Annotated in this window: 11 protein-coding genes; 4 read left to right on the plus strand and 7 right to left on the minus strand. The window is 71.7% G+C overall.

What is annotated here, in order from left to right:
- Nucleotides 1-74 precede the first annotated feature (74 nt).
- The gene (locus tag ACGFZK_RS13270; RefSeq protein ID WP_393848976.1) at nt 75-1601 is read right to left on the minus strand and encodes an alpha/beta hydrolase; all 1527 of its coding nucleotides are present in this window, start codon (nt 1599-1601) and stop codon (nt 75-77) included.
- 94 nt (nt 1602-1695) lie between these two features.
- Nucleotides 1696-2655: an aldo/keto reductase family oxidoreductase gene (locus ACGFZK_RS13275; protein WP_393848977.1), complete on the minus strand. Its 960-nt coding sequence runs from the start codon at nt 2653-2655 to the stop codon at nt 1696-1698.
- A gap of 104 nt (nt 2656-2759) precedes the next feature.
- Between ACGFZK_RS13275 and ACGFZK_RS13280 the strand changes: the two genes are divergently transcribed.
- The gene (locus ACGFZK_RS13280) at nt 2760-3713 is read left to right on the plus strand and encodes an endonuclease/exonuclease/phosphatase family protein (protein ID WP_393848978.1); all 954 of its coding nucleotides are present in this window, start codon (nt 2760-2762) and stop codon (nt 3711-3713) included.
- Here the strand turns inward: ACGFZK_RS13280 and ACGFZK_RS13285 are convergent.
- The 3 genes from ACGFZK_RS13285 to ACGFZK_RS13295 all read right to left on the minus strand — a co-directional run bounded on the left by ACGFZK_RS13285 (nt 3697) and on the right by ACGFZK_RS13295 (nt 10519).
- A complete protein-coding gene (locus tag ACGFZK_RS13285; RefSeq protein ID WP_393848979.1) occupies nt 3697-5247 on the minus strand; it encodes a hypothetical protein in 1551 nt (516 codons plus the stop codon). The two genes, ACGFZK_RS13280 and ACGFZK_RS13285, sit on opposite strands and share 17 nt — an antisense overlap.
- Nucleotides 5240-8998 (minus strand): CDP-glycerol glycerophosphotransferase family protein, encoded by a 3759-nt coding sequence (locus tag ACGFZK_RS13290; RefSeq protein WP_393849334.1) that lies wholly within the window; start codon nt 8996-8998, stop codon nt 5240-5242. The genes ACGFZK_RS13285 and ACGFZK_RS13290 overlap by 8 nt, the downstream gene beginning before the upstream one ends.
- Nucleotides 8999-9355: 357 nt before the next feature.
- Nucleotides 9356-10519: a hypothetical protein gene (locus ACGFZK_RS13295; RefSeq protein ID WP_393848980.1), complete on the minus strand. Its 1164-nt coding sequence runs from the start codon at nt 10517-10519 to the stop codon at nt 9356-9358.
- Nucleotides 10520-10821: 302 nt separating this feature from the next.
- On the opposite strand from ACGFZK_RS13295, the gene ACGFZK_RS13300 reads away from it, so the two are divergent.
- From ACGFZK_RS13300 to ACGFZK_RS13310, 3 genes are all read left to right on the plus strand, one after another.
- Nucleotides 10822-12027 (plus strand): sensor histidine kinase, encoded by a 1206-nt coding sequence (locus ACGFZK_RS13300; RefSeq protein ID WP_393848981.1) that lies wholly within the window; start codon nt 10822-10824, stop codon nt 12025-12027.
- The gene (locus ACGFZK_RS13305) at nt 12024-12689 is read left to right on the plus strand and encodes a response regulator (protein WP_393848982.1); all 666 of its coding nucleotides are present in this window, start codon (nt 12024-12026) and stop codon (nt 12687-12689) included. Before ACGFZK_RS13300 ends, ACGFZK_RS13305 begins: the two co-directional genes overlap by 4 nt.
- Before the next feature lie 633 nt (nt 12690-13322).
- Nucleotides 13323-13598 (plus strand): SHOCT domain-containing protein, encoded by a 276-nt coding sequence (locus ACGFZK_RS13310; RefSeq protein WP_393848983.1) that lies wholly within the window; start codon nt 13323-13325, stop codon nt 13596-13598.
- On the opposite strand, the gene ACGFZK_RS13315 is transcribed toward ACGFZK_RS13310, so the two are convergent.
- Both ACGFZK_RS13315 and ACGFZK_RS13320 read right to left on the minus strand, forming a co-directional pair.
- The gene (locus ACGFZK_RS13315; RefSeq protein ID WP_393848984.1) at nt 13579-14100 is read right to left on the minus strand and encodes an SRPBCC family protein; all 522 of its coding nucleotides are present in this window, start codon (nt 14098-14100) and stop codon (nt 13579-13581) included. The genes ACGFZK_RS13310 and ACGFZK_RS13315 overlap by 20 nt on opposite strands.
- Nucleotides 14097-15080: a helix-turn-helix domain-containing protein gene (locus ACGFZK_RS13320; RefSeq protein ID WP_393849335.1), complete on the minus strand. Its 984-nt coding sequence runs from the start codon at nt 15078-15080 to the stop codon at nt 14097-14099. The genes ACGFZK_RS13315 and ACGFZK_RS13320 overlap by 4 nt, the downstream gene beginning before the upstream one ends.
- Between the last annotated feature and the right edge of the window lie 51 nt (nt 15081-15131).

Here is a 15131-nt window from a genome sequence, read left to right on the forward strand (position 1 = left end):
AGGTACGGTCCTCCCTCCATCCTGGCGCCGTCGGCTTGCGCACGCGCGCGGGAGGCGGTATCAGCGCCCCGGACTCAGTTCGCGCAGCCCGTGTCCCGGGCCGGACGGCGGCCGGAGATGAGGAACTCGGTGACCGCGCGGTTGCCGCAGGCGTTGCCGTTGCCGAGGTACAGCCCGTGGCCGCCCTGCTCGACGGTGACCATACGGGCGCGGTCGCCCAGGGCCTCGCGCATCTTCAGGCCGCCGGAGAGCGGGGTCGCCGGGTCCCGGCGGCTCTGGAGCATGAGGATGTTGGACGGCCCGTCGCCGGTGATCCGGGTGGGCTTCTGCGTGGGGGTCTTCCAGAAGGAGCAGGGCAGTACGTTCGCGGGCATGCCGGCCGTGAGCGGGTGCCGGGCCCGGTCCGTGGCGACGGCCCGCCGGTACGCGGCCACGGGCACGTCCGGCCAGGCCACGTCGTTGCAGATGACCCCGACCATGACCGCGGCGTCCTCGTTCCGCAGGGGTGCGGCGAGCTCCTTCGGGAGCTCCGGGGTGCCGGCCGGGGTCCCCGCCGGGGCCTGCGCCGCCTTGACCAGCCGGGCGAAGGAGGCGAAGGCGGCGTCGCCGTAGAGGGCGTTCTGGAGGGCCTGGCGCAGGCCGTTGCCGGTCAGGGGCGCTCCGGGGGCCGTCGATGGCCTCGGCTCGCGGTCCAGCCGGGCGGCGAGCGCGAGGAGGAGCGGCTCCACCTCGCGCGGCGCCGCGCCCAGCCGCAGGCCGTCCCGGTCCCGGTCGGGGTGGGCCGCCCAGGCCGCGAAGTCGGGGAAGCGGTCCTCCGCGCCCTGCGACATGTTCGCCAGCCAGCCCCGGGCGACGCGCTTCGGGTCGGGGTCGCCGCTGCTGTCGAGGACCCAGCGGTCGGTGCGCTCGGGGTACTGCTGCGCGTAGACGGCGCCCACGTACGTGCCGTACGAGGTGCCCCAGGCGGAGAGCCTGCGCTCGCCGAGCGCCTCGCGGAAGCGGTCCAGGTCGCGGACCTGGTTGGCGGTGGTGAAGCTGCGCAGCTCGGGGCCGCCGCTGCGGGCGCAGGCCTCGGCGATGCGCCGGGAGCGGGCGATGTTCTCGGTGATCTCGCCGTTCGGACCCGGCCAGGACCGCAGGCTGGTCAGGTACCGGTCCTCGGGGGCGAGGTCACAGCTCGCGGTGGTGCTGGCGCCCACTCCGCGCGGATCGAAGGCGACGAGGTCGTAGGCCCCGGCCAGCTCCCGCTGGAGGGCCTCGGCCTTCTGCGTCAGGCGCTGCACACCGGATCCGCCCGGGCCCCCGGGGATCACGACGAGCGTGCCGCGCCGGGCCTCGGGGCGGTCGCTGCGGATGCGGGAGACGGCGAGGGTGAGCTGCCGGCCGCCGGGGTCGTCGTAGTCGAGCGGGACGGGCAGCTCGGCGCACTCCTGAGCGGCGGGCAGGTCCGGGGAACAGCGGTGCCAGTCGAGCTCCGGGCCGGAGGGCGCGGGCCGGGCCGGGGTCGGTACGGCGGTCGCGGCCGGTGCGGCGGTCGCGGTCAGACCGGCCGCCACGGTGGCCGCGGCAAGGAGCAGAGCCCTTTTCCTGTAAGTCGTCATGGGGCAAGCCTTGTTGATCTCGCCCGACGATCCCATCCAGCAGGCCGGTCGGCCACCGGTGGGGCTAACCCCCTGCCGCCCGCGCCCTGTTGGCTCAGGGCAGCGGCACACCGCGGGCGGTGATCCAGAGCTCGTACCACTCCTCGTGCGTGAGCTCGGGCTCCCGCAGCACCGCGTCACGGCAGGCGCGGATCCGTTCGGGGCGGGCGCTGCCGACGACCGGCGCGATGGCGGCGGGATGCCGCATCAGCCACCACAGCAGGACCGACTCGGGCGTGGTGTCCTTCTGCCGGGCCAGGTCGGCCAGCAGCGCCGCGGTGGCCCGTTCGGCGGGGGTCTGCTCGCGTCCGGTGAAGCGGCCCTGGGCCAGCGCGCCCCAGGCCTGGAGGCGGATGCCGTGGTCGCGGCAGTGCTCCAGCGTGCCGAACGGGAACCCGTTGTGCGCGGATTCCGGCGTGTTGAGCAGGACACCGGCCTCGACCCAGTCCCGGCTGTGCAGGCTCATCTCGAGCTGGTTCGCCACCAGCGGTACGTCGAGACGAGCCTGGAGGTGGGCGATCTGCGCGGCGCCCATGTTGGACACGCCGAAGCCCCGTACGAGGCCCTGGCGGTGCAGGGAGGTCAGCGCCGACGCGATCGAGTCCACGTCCGCCAGCGGATCGGGGCGGTGCAGCAGGAGGACGTCGATCACATCGGTCCGTAGCCGGGTCAGACTCTCCTCGACGCGCCGGACGATGCTCTTGCCGCGCAGGTCGTAGATCCCCGGGCGGTCCTCGCCGCCCAGCCGGATCCCGCACTTGGTCTGGAGGGTGATGCGCTCGCGCAGCCCCGGTGTCCGGGCGAGCACCTCGCCGAAGACGGCCTCGGCCTTGCCGTGCCGGTAGATGTCGGCGTGGTCGAAGGTGGTGATCCCGCTGTCGAGGGCGGCGACCACGGCCGCCTCGGCGGCGTCGATGTCGGCGGCCCCGTACGGCCCCGGCTCCCAGCTCCCGCCCAGACCCATGCACCCGTACAGCACCCGGTCGGCGCTCTTGCCCGTACTCGCGTTCGTCACCGGGCCAGCCTAGGGGGTGTCCGCCCGGGACACGGAACGGATACGGAACCGTTCCCACCGGGCCCGATGAACGGTCTGACCGGCTCATACCCAATGATGTCCGGATGCAGAGACACATGGAGACCGAGCGGTGGTCGCGGCAGCGCTCGCTCCGCCGCCGCTTCGGCCGCACGGCGAGCACCCTGAGCCTGTTGACCGCGGTGGCGTGCACGTCGGCGCAGACACCGGCTTCGGTCGCCGGCATGGGCCCCGCGGCGCCGGGCGAGGTCTCCGTGGCGACCTGGAACATGTGCGGGGTCCAGCAGTGGAGCTGCGAGAAGACCGGGGGCCCGAAGGAGAAGTTCCGGCAGCTGCGCGACCTGATCGACGCCTCCGACGTCCATGTCCTGCTCCTGCAGGAGGTGTGCTCGGAGGACCTGCTCTCCTCGGCCCAGAGCCTCGGCCCGCAATGGCAGTCCGTCTTCGAACCGTACGCGGAGGTGGACGCCGCCGGGCGCCGGTCCGCCGTCGACTGCACCGGGCAGGGGCGGGGGCAGGCGGGCTACGGCCTGCTGGCCGGCTCCCGGCTCACCGACGTGGAGACGATCCCGACCGAGCAGCCCACGGTGGGACTGCACCGCGGGATCCTGTGCGCCCGGGTCCCGGCCGTGGGGCTGCGCGTGTGCAACGCCCACCTCTCGCTGCGGGCGAGCGACGCCGAGCATCCGAAGTGGGACTTCCGCGACGACCAGCTGAGCTCGCTGGTCGCGGCCGCGTCCACGGACGCCGGTACGGTCTTCGGCGGGGACTTCAACTCCCCGCCACCGGTGGGCGACCGGAACACGTCCGCCTGGATCTGGCCGTCGGAGGCGTACACCACCTACCGCGAGTGCGACCAGAAGGGCAGCTCGCGGGCGGGGGGCGCCACCCTCAAGGACGGCACGAAGATCGACTACCTGTTCACCCAGCTCCCCCGCACCGCCTGCAAGGTGGTGGACACCAAGGCGTCCGACCACCGGCCGCTGGTGATGCGGGTGAAGCGCCCGGAGAGTCCCGCCGGGGTCAGTACCCCGCGTTGAGGTAGGCCCCCTGCGCCGGAACGGTGTACGCGTTCATGACGGTGAAGGCGGCCGTGGTCCAGGCAGCCGCGTTGCCCATGGCGTCCACGGCCACGGCCTCGACGAAGTGCGCGCCCTGGGGCCAGGCCCAGCCCGCGTCCCAGCTCCAGCTTCCGTCGGCCATCACCGGGGCCGCCCCGAGGCCGGTACCGTCCTTGCGGAACTCCACGCGCACGGCGCCGGGCGCATAGCCCATGAAGCCGACCGAGGGCCCCGGCACCTGCTGCTGCGCTGACGGTGCGGTCACCGTCAGCACCACCGGCTGGACCGGCACGGGCGTCTGGACGGGTGCCGACGCCGGCGCCGGCGCCGACGTCCGCGCCCGGGCGGTTGCCCGGGCCGGTGCCGCTTCGTGCGCGGCGCTCGCCTCCAGGGCCGTGAAGATCACTTCGGTGCGCTTGGAGTGGTAGTTGTTCGCGTCCGCCGCGAAGAGCCGGACCACGTGCCGCCCGCGGGCCCAGGGCTTCTCCCGCTGCCAGGTCCAGCTCCCGTCGGCGGCAACGGGCGCCGCACCCTGGTACTTGCCGTCCTCCCAGACGCTGACCCGCACCGCGCCCATCGGAGCGGTGCCCACGAAGCGGATGGCGTTCCGGGGTGCCTGGGTGTTCGCCGCCGGAGCGAGGACCACCGGCCGGGGGAAGGAGTCGCCCTTCACCTGGGAGGTGTCGGCCAGGTAGTCGTCGATCGCGGAGGTGTTGCGCCCCGGCTGGTCGTAGCCGTTGCGGACCATGCCGATCCGGGGCGAGATGCCGTCGACGAGAAGGTCGAGCAGGCCCGTGACGGCCGGGAGGTTCCGCAGGGGCACCCTCCCGTGAGAGGCGATGAGGGGAGATTCGTTGTAGACGAAATTGAAGTTCTCGTACCCCTGGAACAGTCCGAGGAGGGGTTCCACCTGGCGCGCGTAGTGCTCGTCCCTGGGCGAGGAGACGAGATAGACGTTTGCGGGACGGCGTACGCCGCCGCGCACCACGTCCGGGAGGAGCGAATCGAGGGTGGGGAGGTTCGACGCCGCCCGCTCCCCCGGCGCCACCCCGGCGGCACCCGGCATGTCCTGCCCGGCGTACGTGCCGGTCAGGAATCGGGGCATGCTGGCGACGATGTTCTTGAACCCGTACTTCAGCCCGAAGTACAGGGCCGCGCCCGCCCCCTTGGCAGTGCCGAACAGGGTGCAGTCGTCCGGAGACAGGGACAGCGCGTTCATGACCCGCGAGATGAGCCCGGCAACGGACTCGTCGAGCGCGAAGTCCATGCCGTTGCACAGGTAGTGGCTGTTCTCCCCGTCGAACAGGTCGCGGACCCACAGGACGTTGGCCCGGAGGTCGTGGAGGGGACCGCCGGAGCCGCCGTACTCACCGGCGACCGCGTGGTTGGCGAAGGCCACGACCAGGTGGCGGTTGCCGTTCTTCGCGTGCGAGAAGCGGTACTCGATGGGCACCGGCCCGGAGGACTCCACGCCCGTGAAGACGCGGCGCGCTTTCTGGGCTGCCTCAGACATGCTCGGAATCCATTCTTCTCACCGGCTGGCCCGGCACCTGCCCCAGGGTGTTGGCGTGCCAGGGAACGTAATGGTCCATGATCTGGCTGCCGGCCCTGCCCGCCCGGCCGACCGCCGGTGCCTGCGCCCGCGCGGGGTCGAGGTCACCACCGGCGATCAGGATGCGGTCGGTCAGTCGCGCCGAGGCGTAGCCGTCGTCGAGGTCGCAGAACTCCTGCTGGAACCAGCGGTAGCGGGCGGCGTAGCCGTGCTGGATGCGGTCGATGTTGCGGATCGCCCCGATCAGCTCCGGGGAGGTGTACACGAGCGGGCCGGGGGCGGACTGCTCGAAGTCGAAGTAGAAGCCGCGCAGGGTGTCCCGGTAGTGGTCCAGGTCGTACGTGAAGAAGAGGATCGGCCGCCCGGTGTTGACGAAGTCGAACATCAGGGAGGAGTAGTCCGTGATCATCACGTCTGCGATGAGCGAGAGGTCCGCCATGTCCGGGTAGTCGGACACGTCGAAGACGAAGCCGTCGCCGGCGCCCGGTACGGGGTCCACCACGTTGGGGTGGCGCCGCACGAGCAGGACGTGGTCGTGGCCGAGCTGCGCCTTGGCCGCGTCGAGGTCGATGCGGAAGTCGAGCTTGTACTTCCCGGGCGCGTAGAACTGGTCGTCGCGCCAGGTGGGCGCGTACATGATGGCCCTCTTGCCCGGCGGCAGGCCGATGCGGCGGCGCACCTCCGCGGCCCGATGAGCGGAGTCGGCGCGGCGCAGGATGTCGTTGCGCGGATAGCCGCTCTCGACCATCTCGCCGGGGAACTGGAAGGCCCGCTTGAGGATCGGGGTGCTGAAGCTGTTGGGGGACACCAGCATGTCCCAGTTCTGCACCTCCTTCTCCACGCGCTCCAGGTACCGCTTGTCCGCGAAGTGCACGGCCTCGATGTCGTGCCCGATGCGCTTGAGCGGGGTGCCGTGCCAGGTCTGCACGACGACCTGTCCGTCACGCTTCTCGAACCAGTCCGGGAGGTGGTTGTTGGCCACCACGTACTTGGAGCGGGCCATGGCCTCGTACCAGTCGGGGGACCACATGCGGACGGGTCGTGCGGTGGGCGGGACCTGCACCTGGTCGTCGCGCACGACCCACAGGTGCTCGAGGTCCAGGCCGCGGCGGACCATCTCCTCGTGCAGGGCGCGCGGACTGTCGGAGTACTGCGTTCCCTTGAAGGCGTCGAAGAGCACCGCCTGGTTCAGCGGCTGGCGGCGTGCGGCCGGGTACGCCTTGGTGCGCATCAGCTTCTGCCGGTACGGGCCGCGGGCCTCGTCCGGCATCGCCGAGTGGACCAGGAGCGAGAGGCGGTCGTAGGCCTCCGCCTGGAGTTCGTAGCGGCGGTCGTCGCTCGTCATCTCGCTGGGGAAGGTGGGGATCAGTGCCTGCGTCATCTTGACCATGAGGTCGTTGGACCGGTTCTCCCGGGTGACCGCGGAGGGGTCCTGGCGGCGCAGGAAGAAGTCCCAGCGGCCGGCGGCCAGCGGGATGTCCCCGGCGAGGGTCCGCATCGCCGCGGGCGAGACGACGAAACGGAACTCCCGGCCGTGCCAGGCGATGGGCACGACGCGCTCGGCCCCGTGGGCACGGGAGCGCACGACGATGTGCGCGGCGGCGAACTCGGAGTCGCTCAGGCGGTCTTCGGCCGCGTAGCTGACGGTGACTTCGAGGGAACCGTCCTGGAGCCAGGTCGTCGACGTGGCCATCGGGAGGGTGTCCCGCTCGAACAGGACCACGTACCCGGAGCCGTTGCGGTGGACGAAGACCTCACGGTCCGCGTTGTCGGTCTGCAGGACGGCCGGGAGCCGGTAGTGGCCGTCCTCGGCCTCCTCCGCCATGACCGGGTAGATGGCCGCCTTGCGGCCCTCGACGTGGAAGGTGGTCTTCCAGCCGTTGCTGCCGGTGTTCCAGGTCTGCGGAACGCCGCCGTCGGCCGCTCCGCGGTGTCCGGGGACAAGCGCCTTCAGCGGGATCCTGGTGACGAAGGTGGACCAGCCCTCGCCGCCGTACTTGAAGTGGACCCAGGAGTCGTGGCGGCCGGCACCGCCCATGCTGGTGACCCGGAACTTGCCCCACTCGGGGATCTTGTCGCCGAGGTAGACGCCGCCGAGCTCGAGGTGGTCGCCGACGACCCGGTGCCGGGTGATGCGGCAACGGACCCGCTCCACGCGGAGCTTGAGCTTGCCCTGGATGAAGAGCGGCACCACTCGGGTGTTCTTCTCCACGTAGCGGTAGGGCGGGTTGGCGGCGCTGCCGGCGCCGCCCCTGGCTATGCCCTTGTAGCGGAACAGGCCGCGGCTCAGGACACCGGCGGCGACGTCCCAAGTACCCTCGACCCACTCGCCCTTGTGCTTGAGCCGGGTCGTGTCGAAGCTGGCCTGGAATCCGGACCAGTCGTAGCAATAGCGGTTCTGCTGGGAGTGCTCGGTGGCCTGCGGGTAGTAGGTGGTCTTCGCCTTGGCGACGACCACCCGGCTCTGTTTCTTGTTGCGCAGCGCGATCGCCTTCATCGACATGTGCCGCTTGTGCACGTTGATGAAGCGGACGTACGCGGACCCCTCCAGCACCAGGTGATCGGAGTCGTCCCACTGCGCCCGCATCAGCGAGCCGTGCAGCGAGAGTTCCTTGTCGAGCCGGTAGGCGCTCTTGTCGAGGCCGATCGAACGGTCACCGAGGTAGGGGTAGTTGAGGTAGCGGCGGAAGCGGCGCTGAACGGGCATGGGCCCGCCCTTGCGCTCGAACTCGACGACGTCGAGCAGCTCCTTCAGGCGCCCCTCGCGCACCAGGAGCCACTTGACCCGGGCATCGGCGGGAAGGTCCTGGATGATGTCCGCGTCGGCCTCGTCCAGGAACTCGTTCGCCCACTGCATGAAGGCGTCCTGGTACTCCTCGTCGGCGTCCGGCAGCACCTTCAGGTGGAGCATCAGGTCCGACTTCAGGCAGGCCAGGTCGTACTTGCGCTTGTGGTCCGAGTAGGACCTGGCGCGGTGTCCGGCGAGGAAGCGGCTGACCGACTGGACCGCGGAGACACGGTCCTGGAGGTTGCTGAACTCGGTGTGCCGCTGGGTGATGGAGGGGGCGGCGCCGCCCTCGCGCCGGCGCCAGAAGTAGACGATGTCCGTGAGGATGTCGACCTTGGCGGCCCGGAAGTGGGCGAACATGTTGACCCAGGAGTCCTCGTACATGACGCCCTCGGGGAACGCGATGTAGTGGTAGTCCCAGAAGGAGCGACGGAACAGCTTGTTCCACACCGTGCGGTCGTAGATGAGGTCCGGCAGTTTGGTGATGTGCGTGCCGCGCCTGCTCTTCTGCATGGGCGCCTTGTGCAGGGGGGACTGCCACCTCTTGGTGGAGTTCATCATCTGCACGTTGCCCGACACGAAGTCGGAGCCGGAGCCCTCGATGGTCTGCACGAGCAGCTCGTAGGCGTACTCGGGTATGACGTCGTCGCCATCGACGAACGCGAGGAACTCGGCCTGGGGGTGTGCGGCGCGAATGCCGACATTGCGGGCATGCCCCGGCCCCATCGACTCCTGCCGCAGAAGCTTGAACCGGTAGTCGCGGCGAGCGAATTCCGCTGCGATGGCCGTCGAGGAGTCGGTCGAGCCGTCGTCGACCATGATCACTTCAAGGTCGGAGAACGTCTGCCTGGCTATCGATTCCAGACATTCCTGGAGGTATATCTCAACGTCCTGGAAGGGCACGACAACGCTCAGGCGGGGCATACCTGCCACTCAGAAAGCTCCTCGATAGTCACACGTCTCACGGCGCATCGGGAGTTGCCGAGGCACGCCGCCAGACCCGCCCCTGAATCTGGTCACCCACCGCTCCCCGAACATTCGACCCGCCCCACCACCCGCGGACGCACACTTATACGACCTTGACAGCGTCTGCGCAGCGTAGGGCAATCACTTAATGACGAGCAAGTATTCACGAATGCTTCACGCGCTCGATGCTTCACGTTTGCGAATGGGCGAGGCATCCCTGGAACGGTCTGACCTGCCAACTCCCCGCCGACCCAAGGAGACGTATGCGGAAGCAGCGCCTCTGTCACCAGGAGCTGCGCTCTCTGGTGAGGTGGGTCACCCCACCCGGCGCCACGGGCCGAACGCCAGGCCCGGGTCCGTCGGATCCTGCCGCGCGACCAGCAGACCGCCGTCCATGCCGATCATCGCGATCGTGACCGAGCCACGGGCGTCGAGCGAGATGGCCGGCAGCCCTGCACACCGGTCCCCCACAGGTGCCCACCAAGTGCCGTACTGCTCGCCCTCGGTCGGGTACGCGGCGATTTCCGGATGGCCCTCCGCCCCCCGCTGCAGCAGGACGGTGCAGTCGTATCCGTCGATGCGCGTGCGGGCGACGCCGACCGGACCGGCCCCGCCCGCACCCCCCAGCGACATGAGCGCGGGCGACGAGCCGGCGGGAGCCTGCGGGCGGTAGGCGACGACACCGCCGTCCGCCGGGTGGCGCCAGAAATAGGTGCCGGTGCCACGGCCTGTCTCAAAAGAGCTGTACGTTCCCTCAACCGCATCGGCTTCGATGCGCCCCAGCCACCTGAAGTCACCCCCGGGCGTGCCCTGGCCCCAGTACGACGCTCCGCCCCGGAAGGGGGCGAGGAACTCGGCACGACCCTGGGCCGTCACGAGCGGCACGACGGCCCCACGTACCCATTTACCCTGAAAGTCAGCCCAATTGCCCCATATGCCATCGGGGCGCCGCGTCCGGCCGCGGACACCCGCACCGAACCGGGTGGTGACGACGTGGAGCGCGCCGGTGCCGTCGGGGAGCACGATCGGGTCTCCGGGCGGAGGCTGGGGCTCCCCGTCCTCCTGCTTGCGCTCCGGGAACGGGTTGCCCACCGCGCGCCAGTCACCGAGCGGGCGGCCGGTCTGGTACTGGGTGGCGATGACGAGCTCGCGGCCGCCCGGCGCCCCGTCCCGGTAGCGGGTGCCGGCGAACCAGACGAAGCCGTTGGAGTCCTGGGCCAGGGTGAACCGGCCCGCCCAGCCCTCCACGGGGAACAGCTCGGGCCCCTGCCAGACGTCGGAGCCGGGCGCGGACTCGGTCCAGCGCACCAGGCCCTCGGCGCAGCTCGCGTAGGCGGTGAGCCGGCCGTCCCGCCCCAGCCGGAGCCAGCCCCGGGCTGCGCTCCCGCCGTCGGCCGCCGCGGCTATCCCGGAGCCCAGGACCGTGGGTGCGGCGGAGGTGGCACCTCGGTCCGCTTCCGCACGTCCGCGTCGCGCCATGTCCTGCCCACTCCTGCCCCGACTCATCCCTTTTGCCCGGCCTTACCGGGCGGGCCGAGGGACAATTTACGGCAGTGCGGCGGTCGGTCGGTGCCGGGGGCGGATCTCCGTACGCCCTCCGGTCCCGTGCAACCTAGCCTGATCGGTCCGCCTGCACCACCAGGTGCCGGTCGCACCCCCTGACCAGGGGTGCCGCTGTCCGCCGGGGCGAAAAGCCGGGTACGGGTACTACGTGGGGAGTACGCCTGAAACGCTACGCGGGGGTGACGCGGGCGACGGCGGGCGCGGTCTAGCGTGGCTGTATGGAAGAGCTGCGCGAGCGCCCGGGTCCCCCGTGGCGGCGGTGGGTGGAGCGGACCGGGCGGGGCCCGGCCTGGCGCTCCGCGCTGCTCGTCGCCGTCTTCACCCAGATCGGCTCCGGGTGGGCCGGGCACGCGCAGAGCGGGCGGGTGCCGCTGGACGGCGTCGGCCGGCTCCTGCTGCTGCTCGGGCCCGCCCTGCTGGTGGTGCGGCACCGGTATCCGGTGGCCGTGGCGTACGGGGTCAGCCTCGTCACCCTGGTCTATGTGGGCGCCGGGTATCCGTACGGCCCGGTTTTCCTCAGCCTGGCCGTGGCGTGCTTCGCCGCCGTCGTCGCCGGACACCGCCGGGCCGCCTGGGGCGCCGTCGGGCTGCTCTGGGCAGGGCACCTGCTCATCGGGCACTGGCTGTACCGGTGGCTTCCACCCGCCGGGGACGGCCCGACGCCCTGGGCGCAGGAGGTGGGCGTCACCGCATGGGTGCTGGCGGTGCTCACCGTCGCGGAGCTGGTGCGCGTACGCCGGGAGCAGTGGGCGCGGGAACGGGCCGAGCGGGCGGCGGCCGAGAGACGCCGGGTGGACGGGGAACGGCTGCGGATCGCACGTGAACTGCACGACGTCCTCGCCCACAGCATCTCGGTGATCAACGTCCAGGCGGGGGTCGGGCTGGCCCTGCTCGATTCCGATCCCGAGCAGGCGCGTACGGCGCTCGCCACCATCAAGGCAGCGAGCAAGGAGGCGCTGGGCGAGGTCCGGCAGGTCCTCGACACCCTGCGCTCCCCCGGCGAGGCGCCGCGCTCCCCCGCACCCGGTCTCGACCGCCTCCCCGAGCTCGTGGAACAGGCGGCCGCGGCCGGGCTGACCGTGGACGTCGCGGCCGAGGGGGAGGCCAGGGCGCTGGCTCCCGGCATGGATCTCGCCGCCTTCCGCATCCTGCAGGAGGCACTGACCAATGTGATGCGGCACTCCGGGGCGCGCACGGCCCGTATCCGCCTCGTCTGGCAGCCGAACGCCCTGGAGCTGCGGGTGGACGACGACGGTCCGGCGACGGGCGGCTCCTCGGTCGGCAGCGGGAACGGTCTCATCGGGATGCGCGAGCGGGCGGCGGCCCTGGGCGGCGCCGTCGAAGCCGGTCCAAGACCGGACGGCGGCTTCCGGGTGGTCGCCGGGCTCCCACTGAAGGCCGATACGTCCAGGGAGGACCTGTGATCCGCGTACTGCTCGCCGACGACCAACTGCTCGTCCGGGCCGGGTTCCGGGCACTGCTCGACGCCCAGCCCGACATCGAGGTGGTGGGCGAGGCCGCCGACGGCGACGAGGCCGTACGGCTGGTGGGGCAACTGCGCCCGGACGTCGTGCTCATGGACATCCGGATGCCGGTGCTGGACGGGCTCGCCGCCACCCGCCGGATCGGCGAGGACGGGTCGCTGGCCGCCGTGCGGGTGGTCATGCTCACCACCTTCGAGCTCGACGAGTACGTCTTCGAGGCGATCCGGTCGGGGGCCTCCGGCTTCCTGGTCAAGGACACCGAGCCGGAGGAACTCCTGCGCGCGGTCCGGGCGGTGGTCGCCGGCGACGCCCTGCTGTCCCCGGGAGTCACCCGCCGCCTGATCGCGGAGTTCGCCGCCCGCTCGAAACAGCCCGCCGCGGCGGCGGGGCTGGGCCGGCTCACGGACCGGGAGCGGGAGGTGATGGCACTGGTGGGCATGGGCCTGTCCAACGAGGAGATCGCCCACCGCCTGGTCGTCAGCCCCCTCACCGCGAAGACCCACGTCAGCCGCACCATGATCAAACTCGGCGCCCGCGACCGCGCCCAGCTGGTCGTCCTGGCCTACGAAACCGGCCTGGTCCGCCCCGGCTGGCTCAGCTGACGTCCCGTCCCGGCCGCCCGCGCGGACGGGGTCCGGGGCGTCTTGCCGATCAGCCGCTGCCGATCGGGACCGCCGGCGTCAACGCGGCCCTGTCAGGGCGGCCTGTAGGGACTCACCGTCATGTCGACGACGACGGCATCGTCCCGCATGCCGGCCGGCAGGTGTGCGTGAGCTTGCGCCCCGCAGACGACTCCGGCCCTCGAACACGCCGCCGGGGTGCGGGCGCGACACCACGATCCCGTACTGGTCGGCGAAGAACTCGGCCTCGCTGCCGTCCGCGGCCCGGATCCAGAAGCACAGCGTCCCGACCGTGAGCTGCGGATCCCCTACGTCGCGCGGTTGCAGAACGGACCGCACCACAGCCATGTCCGGCGGCACGGGTACCTCCCCACCGTCAACGAGCGGGTAGATCACCGGACTCCAGCCCAAGACGACCCCCCTCCTCATCCGGCGGCACTCCGCCTCCACCCGTCACCGGGCGCGGAGCAAGGGCACGGAGCCCGCTTCGCCGACCGGACCCGTACTACCGCGGAAGTACCCGGGGTGCAGCCGGGTGTACGACGACCCGGCGCGGCTTTCGGAGGAGTCTCGGGGTGAGACGAAATGGCCGTGATGTTGAGGAGATGAATCGACATGGATACCTTCACCACCCTCGCGTTCGACGGGCCGGGCCCGTGGATTCTGTTCCTTCCGCTGATCTGGGCGGCGGTCGTCGTGGGTGTCGTCACCGTCCTGCGGCGTACCGTGTGGCGCGGGCGTCGCGGGGCCGTCACGTACGGTGAGCGGTCGCCCATCGCGATCCTGGGGCGGCGGTTCGCCGCCGGGGAGATCGACGAGGACGAGTACTGGCGGCGGCTGTCCGTCCTGGACGAGCAGTTCGGCCGGTCCCTCAAGGACGGGGCGGCGTGACCCCGCCGAAGGCGGCCGCCAGGCGGGCCAGGGTCGTGCGCATGCCGGCTCGGTTGACCGCGGTGCGGTGTTCCGGGCCGGTGCCCGCGAACACCGTGCCGAGCAGCACGGTCAGGCGGGAACCGCGGCCGGCGCGCAGGTCCTCCCAGGTCTCCGTGACCCGCGTACCGGCGCCCTCCGGGTCGAACCGGTAGCCCCAGCGCGCGATCGGCAGCCCGAGGACGCCGACGTCGAAGGTGAACTCACCCGACCCGTCCGGCGTCTGCGCCGGTGCGCGCAGGGCCTTGATCCGGCCCGTGGTGAACCATATGAAGGGCCCTCTCCGGTTGAGCCCGACGAACCGGCTGCCGGGGCGGGCCGGCGGCCTCCGTACCCAGACACGGCGGCATTCCGGGCTCCAACGGCCCATGTTGCGCAGGTCCGACACCATCCGGTGGACGTCCGCGGGAGCCGCGTCCACCACGATGTGCTCCTCCAGGCTCCACCGGCGTTCGCTGCTCACGGTGCCCCTCCCTGTGATCGTCCCCGCTCCACGCCGGGAGTGTAGGCAACGAGCAGGGACTCGGCGACGGAGGTACGGGCGTAGAGCACGGAGCGGCCGGCCCGGTGGGCGCTGACCAGGCCGGCTTCGCGCAGGGCGGTGAGGTGCTGGGACACCCCGGCGGCCGAGAGCCCCGTACGGCGGGCCAGTTCGGTGGTGGAGGCCGGGGTTTCCAGTTCGGTCAGCAGCCGGGTCCGGGAGCGCCCGAGTACGGCCGCCAGGGCCCCGGTCCCGGTGACGGGCCGGGGTTCCCACAGTGAGCCGGTGCCGCGCGCCGGATAGGCGAGTTGCGGCGGTTCCGGGGGCGTCACACGGGTGAACGGGACCGGTCCGGCGAAGACCGAGGGGATCAGCAGCAGCCCGGCGCCCGCCGTGCTGCGGGACAGCGGCCGGTGCCGGCGCGACAGCCGCAGCGCGCTGTCGCCCCAGCTCACCGAGGGGTGCAGGTCGTTGAAGAGACGGGCTGCGCCGTGCTCGGCGGCCTGCCGGGCGCGGTGGAAGACATCGGCATCGAGTACCGCGCGGATCCGTGCCCAGTAGGGCGCGAGGGCCAGCTCCCAGTAGGTCTCGATCTCCTCCGCGACGCGGACCAGGCGGGCCCCCGGCTCGGCGTACAGGGTCCGCGTGCGCGGGCCGAGGCCTCCCTGCTCCTGCCCCAGGCGGTCGAGGTCCCGGCGGATCCGGGCAGCCGGTGAGTCCTGGATCCTGGCCAGCTCCTCCGCCAGCGAGGGGGCCGGCCCGGTGGGCGCCGGGTTCAGGAAGTCGGGTACGTATCCCGAGGGCGGGATCAGCTCGGCCAGCCAGCCCCGGTCGAGGCCCGCTGCCGCCAGCCGCGGTCGCACCTGCTCGGTCCAGGGCCGGTGCACGAGGGGCGTGGCTCCGGAGGCCAGCAGCCGGTAACTGGGCCCGACCTCCCACATCGGCGAGACGGCGAAGCGCATCTGCGCCAGATCACTCACGGAAAACGCCAGCTCCGCCAGCACGGCCACCCC

This window comes from Streptomyces sp. NPDC048257 (assembly GCF_043201855.1).
Classification (GTDB): domain Bacteria; phylum Actinomycetota; class Actinomycetes; order Streptomycetales; family Streptomycetaceae; genus Streptomyces.

Excerpts from the sequence above, each read along its gene's own strand:
- ACGFZK_RS13270 (WP_393848976.1), bottom strand. The coding sequence starts at position 1,601 with ATGACGACTTACAGGAAAAGGGCTCTGCTCCTTGCCGCGGCCACCGTG.
- ACGFZK_RS13280 (WP_393848978.1), top strand. The coding sequence starts at position 2,760 with ATGCAGAGACACATGGAGACCGAGCGGTGGTCGCGGCAGCGCTCGCTC.
- ACGFZK_RS13285 (WP_393848979.1), bottom strand. The coding sequence starts at position 5,247 with ATGTCTGAGGCAGCCCAGAAAGCGCGCCGCGTCTTCACGGGCGTGGAG.
- ACGFZK_RS13290 (WP_393849334.1), bottom strand. The coding sequence starts at position 8,998 with ATGCCCCGCCTGAGCGTTGTCGTGCCCTTCCAGGACGTTGAGATATAC.
- ACGFZK_RS13295 (WP_393848980.1), bottom strand. The coding sequence starts at position 10,519 with ATGGCGCGACGCGGACGTGCGGAAGCGGACCGAGGTGCCACCTCCGCC.
- ACGFZK_RS13300 (WP_393848981.1), top strand. The coding sequence starts at position 10,822 with ATGGAAGAGCTGCGCGAGCGCCCGGGTCCCCCGTGGCGGCGGTGGGTG.
- ACGFZK_RS13310 (WP_393848983.1), top strand. The coding sequence starts at position 13,323 with ATGGATACCTTCACCACCCTCGCGTTCGACGGGCCGGGCCCGTGGATT.
- ACGFZK_RS13320 (WP_393849335.1), bottom strand. The coding sequence starts at position 15,080 with ATGCGCTTCGCCGTCTCGCCGATGTGGGAGGTCGGGCCCAGTTACCGG.